At 45.8% G+C, this 13263-nt stretch carries 11 protein-coding genes; 10 read left to right on the forward strand and 1 reads right to left on the reverse strand.

Annotation, left to right across the window (positions count from 1 at the left end; all coding sequences use genetic code 11):
- Positions 1 to 219 precede the first annotated feature (219 nt).
- The 8 genes from gltB to R7E78_RS06395 all read left to right on the forward strand — a co-directional run bounded on the left by gltB (position 220) and on the right by R7E78_RS06395 (position 10854).
- Positions 220 to 4683 (forward strand): glutamate synthase large subunit, encoded by a 4464-nt coding sequence (gene gltB / locus R7E78_RS06360; RefSeq protein WP_005381832.1) that lies wholly within the window; start codon positions 220 to 222, stop codon positions 4681 to 4683.
- 20 nt (positions 4684 to 4703) lie between these two features.
- The gene (locus tag R7E78_RS06365) at positions 4704 to 6116 is read left to right on the forward strand and encodes an FAD-dependent oxidoreductase (RefSeq protein ID WP_005381833.1); all 1413 of its coding nucleotides are present in this window, start codon (positions 4704 to 4706) and stop codon (positions 6114 to 6116) included.
- A gap of 91 nt (positions 6117 to 6207) precedes the next feature.
- The gene (locus tag R7E78_RS06370; protein WP_047102022.1) at positions 6208 to 6636 is read left to right on the forward strand and encodes a DUF1499 domain-containing protein; all 429 of its coding nucleotides are present in this window, start codon (positions 6208 to 6210) and stop codon (positions 6634 to 6636) included.
- Positions 6637 to 6699: 63 nt separating this feature from the next.
- On the forward strand, positions 6700 to 7395 hold the full coding sequence (gene mtnN / locus R7E78_RS06375; protein ID WP_005381837.1) for a 5'-methylthioadenosine/S-adenosylhomocysteine nucleosidase: 696 nt from the start codon (positions 6700 to 6702) through the stop codon (positions 7393 to 7395).
- Between the two features lie 11 nt (positions 7396 to 7406).
- Positions 7407 to 8360, forward strand: coding sequence for a cobalamin biosynthesis family protein (locus R7E78_RS06380; RefSeq protein ID WP_064368984.1), 954 nt, complete (start codon positions 7407 to 7409; stop codon positions 8358 to 8360).
- Positions 8360 to 9181 (forward strand): vitamin B12 ABC transporter substrate-binding protein BtuF, encoded by an 822-nt coding sequence (btuF, locus tag R7E78_RS06385; RefSeq protein WP_047102016.1) that lies wholly within the window; start codon positions 8360 to 8362, stop codon positions 9179 to 9181. The genes R7E78_RS06380 and btuF overlap by 1 nt, the downstream gene beginning before the upstream one ends.
- 69 nt (positions 9182 to 9250) lie before the next feature.
- Positions 9251 to 9871 carry a TRIC cation channel family protein gene (locus R7E78_RS06390; RefSeq protein WP_005387377.1) on the forward strand — a complete coding sequence of 207 codons (621 nt, stop codon included), beginning with the start codon at positions 9251 to 9253 and terminating at the stop codon, positions 9869 to 9871.
- Between the two features lie 128 nt (positions 9872 to 9999).
- Positions 10000 to 10854: a LysR family transcriptional regulator gene (locus R7E78_RS06395; protein ID WP_017821479.1), complete on the forward strand. Its 855-nt coding sequence runs from the start codon at positions 10000 to 10002 to the stop codon at positions 10852 to 10854.
- Here R7E78_RS06395 and R7E78_RS06400 read toward each other — a convergent pair.
- Positions 10796 to 11575, reverse strand: coding sequence for a TSUP family transporter (locus tag R7E78_RS06400; RefSeq protein WP_047102014.1), 780 nt, complete (start codon positions 11573 to 11575; stop codon positions 10796 to 10798). The two genes, R7E78_RS06395 and R7E78_RS06400, sit on opposite strands and share 59 nt — an antisense overlap.
- Before the next feature lie 249 nt (positions 11576 to 11824).
- Between R7E78_RS06400 and R7E78_RS06405 the strand changes: the two genes are divergently transcribed.
- Together R7E78_RS06405 and R7E78_RS06410 are read left to right on the forward strand one after the other, a co-directional pair.
- A complete protein-coding gene (locus R7E78_RS06405) occupies positions 11825 to 12739 on the forward strand; it encodes a hypothetical protein (protein ID WP_005387382.1) in 915 nt (304 codons plus the stop codon).
- Positions 12729 to 13193, forward strand: coding sequence for a hypothetical protein (locus R7E78_RS06410; RefSeq protein ID WP_047102012.1), 465 nt, complete (start codon positions 12729 to 12731; stop codon positions 13191 to 13193). Before R7E78_RS06405 ends, R7E78_RS06410 begins: the two co-directional genes overlap by 11 nt.
- Positions 13194 to 13263: the final 70 nt, after the last annotated feature.

Genomic DNA, 13263 nt, shown 5'->3' on the forward strand with positions numbered 1-13263 from the left:
TCACGTGATGATCCACTAATAACTTGACCTTTTTTACAATAAGCTATAGCTTGTGAAGTTGATGAAAATAAAACACTCAAAAAATGTTAAATATTTCACAACTTTTACTGAATAATTATACATAAAGCTATAAAGATGACGCATAGTTAGTCATCGATATCAACGTAAGCAGTGTTGATATATCTGTCGGGATGACGGATAAGCAAAGGGAGAATTGCAATGGCTCTTTATGATCCAAGTCTTGAGAAAGACAACTGTGGATTTGGCTTGATCGCGCATATGGAAGGCGAACAAAGCCACAAGCTGGTACGTACAGCAATTTCTGCACTTGACCGCATGACTCACCGTGGTGGTATCGCCGCCGATGGTAAAACTGGTGATGGTTGTGGTCTTCTATTACAAAAGCCCGATTCCTATTTACGTCTTATTGCCGAAGAAAATGGTTTCAACCTTGGCAAGCAATACGCCGTAGGGATGATTTTCTTCAACCAAGATCCAGTCAAAGCTCAACTCGCTAAAGACATCGTCAACAAAGAACTGGCGCAAGAGACGCTAACTGTGGCTGGTTGGCGTGAAGTACCAACTAATTCAGAAGTACTCGGTCCAATTGCGGCCAACTCGCTTCCAAATATTCAGCAAGTCTTTGTCTCTGCACCGGCAGGTTGGCGCGAACGCGACATTGAACGTCGTCTCTACATCGCACGCCGTCGCATCGAGAAACAAATCACCGAAGATCCGGATTTCTACATCTGTAGCTTATCGACTCAAGTTTTGGTGTACAAAGGCCTATGCATGCCTGCGGACTTACCGCGCTTTTATCTTGATCTTGCCGATCTACGTATGGAATCTGCTATCTGTCTGTTCCACCAGCGTTTTTCTACCAACACTCAACCGCGTTGGCCATTAGCTCAACCGTTCCGCTACCTTGCTCATAATGGTGAGATCAATACCATTGAAGGTAACCGACAATGGGCACGCGCTCGTGCTTATAAGTTCTCGTCACCACTGCTGCCTGACCTACAAACTGCAGCACCGTTTGTGAACGAGACAGGCTCAGACTCATCTAGCTTAGATAATATGCTAGATCTCTTCTTAGCTGGCGGCATGGATATCTTCCGTGCCATGCGTATGCTCGTACCGCCAGCATGGCAAAACCACCCGGATATGGATCCGGATTTGCGTGCGTTTTACGATTTCAACTCCAAACACATGGAACCATGGGATGGCCCAGCAGGTATCGTACTGTCCGATGGTCGTTATGCTGCTTGTAACCTAGACCGAAACGGTCTACGTCCTGCGCGTTATGTAATTACCAAAGACAAGCTGATCACTCTGGCATCTGAGGTAGGGATTTGGAATTACGCCCCAGATGAAGTTGCCAAAAAAGGTCGTGTAGGTCCGGGGGAATTGCTCGTCATCGACACTCGTAAAGGTAAGCTTTGGCAGTCTAGCGAGATCGATAATGACCTGAAATCTCGTCACCCTTATCGCGAATGGATGGAGAACAACGTTCGCAAACTAACACCGTTCTCTCAGCTGCCTGAAGATCAAGTAGGTGAGCGCAGCTTTGATGAAGACTTGCTTAAGACTTATCAAAAGCAGTTTGCCATGAGCAATGAAGAAGTCGATCAAGTATTGCGTGTCCTCGGTGATATGGGGCAAGAAGCCGTCGGTTCGATGGGTGATGACACCCCGATGGCGGTTCTTTCTTCGAAAGAGCGCTTGGTGACTGATTACTTCCGTCAGAAGTTCGCGCAGGTCACCAACCCACCAATCGATCCGCTGCGTGAGAAACACGTCATGTCGCTAGCGACCAGCATCGGCCAGGAGATGAACGTCTTCTGTGAAACCGATGGCCACGCGCATCGTGTAACCTTTGATTCTCCAGTACTGCTCTATTCAGACATGCAGCAACTACTAGGGCTGAGTGACGATCATTACCGTAATACCATTCTCGATATCAACTACGACCCACAACAAAAAGATCTTAAACAAGCCATTAATGATCTGTGTGAGCAAGCAGAGCAAGTCGTTCGTGAAGGCACGGTTTTAGTGGTTCTTTCGGACAGAGCCTTGGTCAAAGGTAAGTTACCAATTCCGGCAGCAATGGCAGTCGGCGCCGTTCAAACTCGTCTGATTGACGCGAACTTACGTTGCGATGCCAACATTGTTGTTGAGACCGCAACAGCCCGTGATCCACACCAATTTGCCGTCTTACTTGGTTTTGGTGCCACTGCGGTTTACCCATACCTTGCTTATGAAGCGTTAGGTAAACTGATTGATGATAAAGCACTAGAGAAAGACTACCGTGATGTGATGCAAAACTACCAATACGGCATCAACAAAGGCCTGTACAAGATCATGTCGAAAATGGGGATCTCAACCATCGCCTCTTACCGCTGCTCACAACTGTTTGAAGCAGTTGGCTTGAGCCAAGATGTGGTCGATCTGTGTTTTAAAGGCGTCACAACTCGAATTGAAGGCGCGAATTTTGACGACTTCCAACAAGATCTTACAAACTTATCTCGTAAAGCATGGGCGAAACGCAAATCGATTGATCATGGCGGCTTGTTAAAGTACGTCCATGGAGGTGAGTATCATGCTTACAACCCGGATGTTGTCGGCACGCTGCAACAGGCCGTTAAATCTGGCGAAAGTAAGGACTATCAGAGCTTTGCTAAGCAGGTAAACCAACGCCCTGTTGCCATGCTGCGTGACTTAATGTCGCTGAAAAAATCAGACTCACCGCTGCCACTTGAGCAAATAGAACCACGCACTGAACTGTTCAAACGCTTTGACTCAGCGGCAATGTCCATTGGCGCACTTAGCCCAGAAGCGCATGAAGCACTTGCAACGGCGATGAACCGTCTTGGTGGTTACTCTAACTCGGGTGAAGGCGGTGAAGATCCTCGCCGTTTCGGTACTGAGCGTAACTCACGTATCAAACAGATTGCTTCTGGCCGATTTGGTGTAACGCCGCATTACCTAACTAATGCGGATGTACTGCAAATCAAGGTGGCACAAGGTGCGAAACCGGGTGAAGGTGGACAGCTACCAGGACACAAAGTCACCGCTGAAATCGCAAAACTGCGTTATTCGGTACAAGGCGTGACTCTGATCTCCCCTCCTCCGCACCACGATATCTATTCGATTGAAGATTTGGCCCAGCTGATCTTCGACCTTAAACAAGTCAACCCGAATGCGCTGGTTTCAGTAAAACTCGTCTCCGAGCCAGGTGTCGGCACCATCGCAACGGGTGTAGCCAAGGCTTACGCTGATCTTATTACCATTTCGGGTTACGACGGTGGTACCGCAGCAAGCCCATTAACTTCGGTAAAATACGCTGGTAGTCCTTGGGAGTTGGGGTTGGCAGAGACACAACAAGCTCTGGTTGCTAATGGTCTGCGTCATAAGATCCGCCTACAGGTAGACGGTGGTCTAAAGACTGGTTTAGACGTAGTTAAAGCCGCAATTTTAGGTGCAGAAAGCTTCGGTTTTGGTACTGCGCCAATGGTCGCTATGGGTTGTAAGTTCCTACGAATTTGTCACCTCAACAACTGTGCAACTGGGGTTGCGACTCAAGACGAGACACTGCGTAAAGAATACTTCAAAGGTCTACCAGAAATGGTGATGAATTACTTCATCGGCCTGGCAGACGAAGTGCGCGGATTACTCGCCGAACTTGGCGTTGAAAAGCTGACGGACTTGATTGGTCGTACCGATTTACTTGAGGCAGTAGAGGGATTTACAGCGAAACAGACCAAGCTGGATCTATCCAATATTCTAGAAGCTCCAGTATCACCTGAGGGCCATCCGCTATTTTGGACAGAGCCAAACAAACCGTTTGATAAAGCTGAGCTCAACCAAAAGATCGTTGATGATGCCATGCATGCGGTCGAAAACAGTCAATCGGCAAGTTTCTTCTACAATGTCATCAACACTGATCGTTCTGTTGGTGCACGCTTATCTGGCGAAATAGCAAAACGCTATGGCAACCAAGGGTTGGCGGCTTCCCCTATCAAAATCTATCTTGACGGCACCGCAGGCCAGTCCTTTGGTGTTTGGAACGCAGGTGGTGTAGAGCTTTACCTCACGGGCGATGCGAACGACTACGTGGGCAAAGGCATGGCGGGTGGTAAAGTGGTTATCAAACCTCACCTTGGCACTGCATTTAAGTGTAATGAAGCAACCATCATTGGTAACACCTGTCTGTACGGCGCGACAGGCGGTAAACTATTTGCAGCCGGTAAAGCAGGTGAGCGTTTCGGCGTACGAAACTCAGGTACGATAGCCGTCATTGAAGGTGCTGGCGATAACGCTTGTGAGTACATGACTGGCGGTATTGTTGCCATTCTTGGTGCGACAGGTGTGAACTTTGGCGCGGGTATGACTGGAGGCTTTGCCTATGTTCTGGATGAGAACCAAAGCTTTGAAGGTCGAGTTAATACTGAGTCTGTCGAAGCCATCTCATTGTCCGATCTTTACATCCACCAAGAACATTTGCGTGGCCTAATTGCGGAACACCTTGAAGAAACAGGGTCGAGTCATGCTGAAAATATTTTGGCGAACTTTGATGAATGGATTCCAAAGTTCTATTTGGTGAAACCACAAGCGGCAGATCTCCGCACGCTACTTGGTCACCAGAGCCGCAGTGCCGCAGAGCTGCGTGTTCAAGCACAGTAATCATGGAGGATGTTTGAATCATGAGCCAGAACGTTTATCAATTTATCGATGTGCAGCGTGTAGATCCTGCGAAAAAGCCTATCAAAGTTCGTAAGATCGAGTTCGTTGAAATCTATGAACCGTTCACTAAACAACAGGCGACTGCACAAGCGGATCGCTGCTTAGATTGTGGCAACCCATATTGTGAATGGAAATGCCCAGTCCACAACTACATCCCTCAATGGTTAAAACTTGCCAATGAAGGTCGTATTCTTGAAGCGGTTGAACTATCGCATCAAACCAATAGCCTACCGGAAGTATGTGGGCGCGTTTGTCCTCAAGACCGCCTATGTGAAGGTTCATGCACGCTTAATGATGACTTTGGTGCCGTCACCATCGGTAACATAGAAAAGTACATTACCGACAAAGCGTTTGAAATGGGCTGGAAGCCAGATATGTCCAAGGTGGAGTGGACCGATAAAAAGGTTGCAATCATTGGAGCTGGCCCAGCTGGCTTGGCTGCCGCGGATATCCTAGTGCGCAATGGCGTTAAGCCAGTCGTGTTTGACCGCTACCCTGAAATTGGAGGCCTTCTGACCTTCGGTATTCCTTCCTTCAAGCTTGAAAAAGGCGTGATGGAAAACCGCCGCCGTGTGTTCACTGAAATGGGCGTCGAGTTCCGCATGAACATGGAAGTAGGCAAAGATGTCCAAATGCAAGAGCTGCTTGATGAATACGATGCTGTTTTCTTGGGCGTTGGCACCTATAAATACATGCGTGCAGGTCTAGATAATGAAGATGCGCCGGGTGTGTATGACGCGCTGCCATTTTTAGTTTCGAACACCTACAAAGTCATGGATCTTGAGAGTAACCAACCCTTTATCGATATGGCAGGAAAGAAAGTCGTCGTACTGGGTGGTGGTGATACAGCAATGGACTGCGTTCGTACCTCAATTCGCCAAGGTGCCTCCAACGTAGTTTGTGCTTATCGTCGTGATGAGGCCAACATGCCAGGCTCTCGTCGCGAGGTAAAAAACGCAAAGGAAGAAGGCGTGAAGTTCATGTTCAACCTTCAGCCTTTGGGAGTGGAAGTGGATGCGTCAGGCAAAGTCTCGGGGGTCAAAGTGGTGAAAACCGCACTTGGTGAACCTGATGAAGCAGGTCGCCGACGTCCAGAGCCCGTTGAAGGCAGCGAGCACGTTCTACCAGCAGACGTTGTTATCATGGCGTTTGGTTTCCAGCCGCACAAAATGGACTGGTTAGCACCGTTTGATGTCGATTTGGATCAATGGGGTCGTATCAAAGCCCCAGCGAAGCAAGAGTTCCAGTTCCAGACCAGCAATGAAAAGATCTTCGCGGGTGGCGATGCGGTACGAGGTTCTGATCTTGTCGTAACCGCAATTGATGAAGGACGAAAAGCGGCAGAAGGCATTCTCGATTACCTCGAAGTTTAATCACTGTTAACGTCTCAAAAAGGATCCTACTATTGGATCCTTTTTTCTTTTATTACATATAATTAAATTCCTATGATAAGGGATAAAACCAATGAAAAAAGCCGCTCTCCTTTCCATTACTTTGCTCGGCTTAACCGCTTGTAGCCAAGGAGTCAAAACCATGACGGATCGTTCTCAATCACCTTGTGGTGACAAACCAAACTGCGTCTCCACCCAAGACACGCGAGAAAAATACAACCTAACGCCATTCATCTTAGTGGATTCAGCGAACATCGACGCTATTGAGCAAGTTGCGCTTGAACTGCCAGGCGCGAAAACCGCGGTGAAAGAAAGCAACTACCTTCGTATCGAGTGCACATCTAAAATCATGCGCTTCGTGGATGACCTCGAACTAAAAATAGCAGGAGACCAACTGATTGTGCGCTCGGAATCTCGTGTGGGCTACTCTGACTTTGGCGTAAACAGAAAGCGCGCCGATCAATTACGACAAAAGCTCACTCAAGCTAAGCTCATCAAATAGAAAACTGCCAACGGGGAGTGCTATACTCTCGGCCAACTAAAATATTTACCTAAAGAGAGTGTTATGAAAGTTGGTATCATCGGTGCGATGGAACAAGAAGTGACCATCCTGAAGCAAGCAATTACAAACTGCAAAACTGTAAATAAAGCAGGTTGTACGTTTTTCTCTGGTCAAATTAACGATGTCGAAGTCGTCGTACTACAATCGGGCATCGGTAAAGTTGCAGCGGCAGTGGGCACGACAATCCTTCTTGATGAATACCAACCAGACGTTGTGATTAACACAGGCTCTGCTGGCGGTTTCGATTCAAGCTTAAACCTTGGCGATGTTGTTATCTCTACAGAAGTTCGTCATCACGATGCAGACGTAACCGCTTTTGGTTATGAAATTGGCCAAATGGCCGGTCAACCAGCTGCATTCAAAGCGGATGACAAGCTAATGGACTTAGCAGAAAAAGCCCTAGCACAAATGGAAAACACTCATGCGGTTCGCGGCCTAATTTGTACTGGCGATGCGTTTGTTTGTACTGCTGAGCGTCAAGAGTTTATTCGTAAACACTTTCCGTCTGTTATCGCTGTAGAAATGGAAGCATCTGCTATCGCTCAAACTTGTCACCAATTCAACACACCGTTTGTTGTTGTGCGTGCAATCTCTGATGTCGCTGATAAAGAATCACCAATGAGCTTTGATGAGTTTCTACCTCTAGCAGCAAAAAGCTCTTCCGAAATGGTATTCAAAATGCTGGAACTCATTAAGTAAACGACTCATTCATGGAAGAAGTTTTTCAGTCATTTTATGCCAACGGTGCGCTCCTTATAATGTGGGGCGCACTGCTCTTGCACCTTCTAGTGCCAATCCCCCATTCAGCGCACCCCATCACTTTATGGCGAAAGCTAGCAGAACAGCTAGCCAACAAAGTGAACAATAATCACAATTACTCACAGAGTGTAATCTCAGGCAGTCTTGCACTAGGCTTGATGCTGTTTCCTTGTTTGATATTACTGATTGCAGTAAAGCCATTTGTTTGGCAAATCCCTTTATATGAACTGGTTCTATTGATCCTTGCGCTAGACTGGCGCAACAGCGAAACGTTAACGAAACAGCTCGTAACTAGTATGTCTTCGGAAGACAAAGCTCAGTGTCGAGCATTACTGAGACCATACCTTAATCGCGATACTGGTAGCCTCTCGATCGTTGGCATAGGTAAAGCTGGCTCAGAAACCCTGATTATGGGATACAGCCGCAACGTGATCGGTGTGCTATTTTGGTACGCACTAACAGGTGGCATTGGTGCGTTAATGTATCGACTCACAACAGAATTAGCGCGAGTGTGGTCCCCTAGCCGACGCCAATATTTGCCGTTTGGTAAACCTGTGATTCAACTGGTTGCTACTCTGGATATTATTCCACTTCGTCTCTTTGCCATACTTTTAGCTGCCGGAAAGAATACAAGTAATGTGCTCTCTGGAATACAACAGCAAGCGAAGTCTTGGCCCTTACCAGGACCTAGCTGGGTGTTATGTACTATCGGACACAAACTACAACTGTCTTTATGCGGCCCTGCTATCTATCAAGGTGTGCGTGCAGAGCGCGCAAAAATCGGTGGGCGCATTGCGCCATCGGCTATTCACCTTTCACAAATACATACGCTCCTCGTTTGGCGCGTCTTGGCTTGGATCGCAATCCAAAGTTTGCTTTTAGGAATAATTTATCAAGGATTATGATGAATAAATTATGCTTCGCATTAACGCTGTTTGTTTCGACAGCGACCTTCGCTCAACCCGCTCAACGCATTATAAGTTTAGCTCCACATGCCACCGAAATTGCCTTTGCAGCAGGGCTAGGAGACCAGCTTGTTGCTGTCAGCGAAATGAGCGATTATCCAGAACAGGCAAAGCAGCTAGAAAGAGTCTCAAATTATCAAGGAATTAAATTAGAGCGCATTATTGCTCTTCAGCCGGACTTAGTGATTGCTTGGCCAGCCGGAAACCCCGCTAAAGAGTTGGAGAAAATTAAACAGTTCGGTATTCCTATCTATTACTCCACTACAGGTTCATTAGAAGATATCGCCAATAATATCGAGCAACTCAGCCAATACAGCGAAACTCCACAAGTAGGAAAAAAGGCCGCTGAAGATTTTAGAACGCAGCTGAGTACACTAAAAGAACAGTACAACACGAACGAGAAAGTTCGTTACTTTTATCAGTTGAGTGAAAAGCCTATCATCACTGTCGCTGGAAAGAACTGGCCAAGTGAAGTCTTTACTTTTTGCGGTGGTGAGAACATTTTCGCCGCATCTAGCGCGCCTTATCCTCAAGTTAGCATCGAGCAAGTCATTACTCGCCAGCCAGAGGTTATTTTTACTTCTCGTCACGCAATGAGTAACGATGGTATGTGGGCTGAGTGGAGTAATGAGCTTCTTGCTCTTAAAAACAAACACATCTGGTCCCTAAACTCTAATTGGATTAACCGTCCGACACCACGCACATTGAACGCGATCAAGGAAGTGTGTGAGCACTTTAAAAGCGTTCGTCAAAAACGCTAACGATTTCGTGGCAAATACCGTACAATTTCCGCCCATTTTTTCTCACACTATTTAAAGGTACTAAGTAACATGGACTCCATGCTGCTTTATATGATCGATTTGTTCGGTACCGCTGTTTTCGCTATCTCTGGCGTATTACTGGCGGGCCGTTTAAAAATGGATCCATTCGGCGTTATCGTGCTCGGCAGTGTGACTGCTATAGGTGGCGGAACAATCCGAGACATGGCGCTTGGTGCCACTCCCGTATTTTGGATAACAGATACGACTTACTTATGGGTGATATTTGTTACGTGTCTACTAACCATGCTTGTTATTCGAAGACCCAAGCGACTCTCATGGTGGGTATTACCCGTTTGTGATGCCATCGGTCTCGCTGTATTTGTAGGAATAGGAGTAGAAAAGGCACTCGCCTACAATGCTTCTGGGATGGTCGCGGTGATAATGGGGGTTATTACTGGCTGTGGCGGTGGCATTATACGAGACGTGCTGGCTCGCGAAGTTCCTATGGTATTAAGAAGTGAAGTCTATGCTACGGCATGTATTATTGGCGGCATCTTCCATACGATGGCGGTAAACATGGGTTATGACCACTCAACGGCTTTACTCGCTGGTGTAATCTCAACGCTCATTATACGTCTCGGTGCGATTCGTTGGCATCTATCCCTGCCAACTTTCGCCATTAACCGTTAAACACCAACAACATCACTCATCATGGAGTCGACCAAGTGTCGGCTCCTCTCATTTATGCTCATTTGATTCGCCAATTCTTGGGCAATTCGCTAAATTATCTCAACCATTCCTAACTTTCATTAATCATTATGTTGCTTGAAGGTATTGAAACGTTACTTGTCCTCAGTAAAGAAAAAACCATGAGCCGCACGGGCAGTCAACTCTATATTAGTCAATCTGCCGTGAGTAAACGTATTTCAAATCTAGAGAAGAAGTTAGGAAAAAAATTAATAGAGCCAAATGGTCGGCACATAAAGCTGACCTCCGATGGCCTTGCGCTCATCAACACGATCGAGCCAACGTTCAATGAGTTAAGAGGTCAGATCTATGATCAACAACAAATAGAAGATACTTCTTTGATCAAGATAGACTGCTCTGAAACCTTAGTCGCTGGATACCTCAGCATGATCATGGCAGAACACTTTGCCCATGATCAGTACATACGAATATCGACCAATCATACGCCACGCATTATTGAGAATGTGAAATCAGGCAAAGCAACATTGGGATTTTGCGCTGGCTATCTACCACCTCATCATGGATTAATGAGCCTTCACCTCGCCGATGAACCTTTCTCAATTGTCAGTCGACATTCACTTTCACAACTACCTAAAGCTATTTTGACCAATGACCTAACTAACCCTGCCAACACATATCAACAAGCTATTTTATCCAAACACGGAATCGAACCTTTGATGGAAATGGATTCGTATACTGCGGCAGCACAACTGGCTTTGGGAGGTATGGCTCCCGCTTTAATCCCTAAATCTATCCTAACGACACTTAATATCACATCTAAGTTCTGCTATGACTTTGAAGAGCTAGATCAGTTAGTTCGACCAATACATATCTGCTTACGTCACAGCACATATCGTAGCGAACGAGTTAAAGCACTGACAGAATCCATTGCTGATGTTGTTGCCAAAGAAGTTTCGTTGCCATAAGCATCGACATCACTATAACTAGAGGACGAATCCATTTTTGTCCTTTACTTACCACGACCTTCGCTCCTAACTGAGCACCAAGAAAACCGCCAACAGCCATGGTTAAGCCAAGCTTCCACACGGGCAACCCAGCGAAGATAAAAAAGAGTAGTGCCGCAATGTTTGACGTGAAATTGAGAATTTTGGTTCTAGCAGTGGCTTCGACCAAAGAAAAGTGACCTAGTGCAACAAAACAAACAGTAAAAATAGATCCAGTCCCAGGGCCAAAAAAGCCATCATAGAAACCGATCCCGCCACCAATGTATAGCGCAAACATCGCTTCAGATAACTTTGGTTCTCCATCGATTTTTCGCGTACTTGGCGCGAGTAAAAAATAGAGGGAAATGGCTATCAAAAGAACAGGGATCAAACTGGTGAGTACGCTAGCATCAATAAACTGAACAGCCTCGGCACCGATCGCTGCACCAATAAAAGTACAGAGTATCGCGAAACGCATTTCCTTTAGGCTGACAATACCGTTACGCACGAAATACCAGCTAGCAGAGAAACTGCCAAACGAACTTTGTAACTTATTGGTTGCTAGAGCTTGAGTCGGACTTAACCCCGCAGCCAAAAGCGCAGGGAGTGTAATGAGCCCTCCCCCACCAGCCATCGCATCAATAAAGCCTGCGGCAGTCGCAACCAAAAATAAGGCCAACAAAATCTCAACCGTGATTTCCACTACACTTCCTTTTTGAAGAGGTATCAAAGAGGAAGAAACGGTAGCACTTATTCACAAAACTACCAATGGAAAGTCAAGACACCAATCTATTCCTAATTTTCATCAATCAATGAATCTAGAAAATGATACATTAAAAATATCAATTACATCAAAATATAGAGCCTCACCTCAAGAGTATTTCATTTTTTTGATGGCCAAGAAAAACACTGGCTTAATCTGATAAATTCAACCTTATCAAGAGTGAAAATAATGGATGTTTTAAGGACTCGCCCCTCAATAAAAGAGCAACAGCTACGCTCTCGTATAGAACAAACCGTAAATCTAAAACAGCTCTTCAAAGTCATAGACTCTAGACCTGAAACTTCGGGGGCAGGGGTTATTTATATAGCAGGTGATTCAACAGTAATCTCTCTTCGAAAGTTCAACTCCAGTTGTCGCGTCAACCCTATCAGCATTATTTTAAAAGAGCCGACATCTCCTATGTCCGCCGATAGCTACGCCAAAGAACTTAAGTCTTCGAATAGAGAGTCTAAGTTAGCTTCTGAACTTATTGGAGCAGGCTTAAGCTGTGCTTCAGCAGCTTTAGGTTGGATGGTTGTTATTGGTAGTGTTGGTGCGATTCCAATTTCGGGAGGCACGAGTGCTGCCGTTACTTATTTGGGATACAGTGCGGCGGCTGCCTCTACAGTCCAATGTATGGTCGGCATAGGCAGGAGTGGAGCTGAGGGTTTTGCTCCTGATAAGCTAGATGAACTGGACTCGCAAGCTTGGTATCAAAATACGTCTAAAGCCCTCGATTACATATCTCTGGTAGGTGTTGGGGCATCAGGCACAGCCACAATAAAAGCCATAAGTAATCTACAGAAGAGCTCAGGAAAAAGCTTAAGTGAAGTTTTGAAGGGCTTAAATCGACACGAAAGAGCAAGGCTCACTAAAGAAATTTCGAAACAAAACATCCCAAACTTATCTTCAAAAGCCTATAAACAACTAGTACGTTCAGGAAGCGTAAAACGAAGGTTCTCTTCACAAGACATCAGCAATGCCATCCAACTTCAACTAAAAGATGCCATTGGTGCAACTATCAGTTTCGTGGGTAGTGCAACCTCCGGCAACGTCGGTGCTATTGCAGTGGGTGTATACGAGGAGTTTTCCATTGAATGGTAGAGAAAAAGAAGTCTTCGTTCTGTCCGCTAAAAGCATCGCTACAGCTTTAAGTGCAATAATACTGCTAACAATGGGGGGAGGATTAAATATTTTCTTTCTGGATCAACTAACCGACATTTCAAACACTTACGGTCCATTCTACTTGTGGGTAGTAATGATGGGTATTGGTGCACTTTTGGTAACGATTCCATTTGGGATGATCATTATTCATGGTTTAAAGTTTCTAAATCCAATCAATATTTTCAATGCCACGATACAAATTTTCATTGCGATATGTTTTGGGGTTTCAGAAGCGAAATTAGGAGACCTATTCTGGTTGATAGCCCTTGCTCTCCCCATTATTGCTCTTTATTTGATGAATACTCCTTCCTACAAATGCTTCATAACCTTTTACTATGAACTAGCTCAGAGTCGTAGAGAGCATCGAAGGCGAATGAAACATATCAACAAGTAGAACAAGTTGCTTAATAAAACAAAAAAGCCCGCTCAAATGAGCGGGCAATGAGGTTGTCATGTAAGCCCTG

The sequence above is a fragment of the Vibrio sp. YT-19(2023) genome (assembly GCF_033337395.1).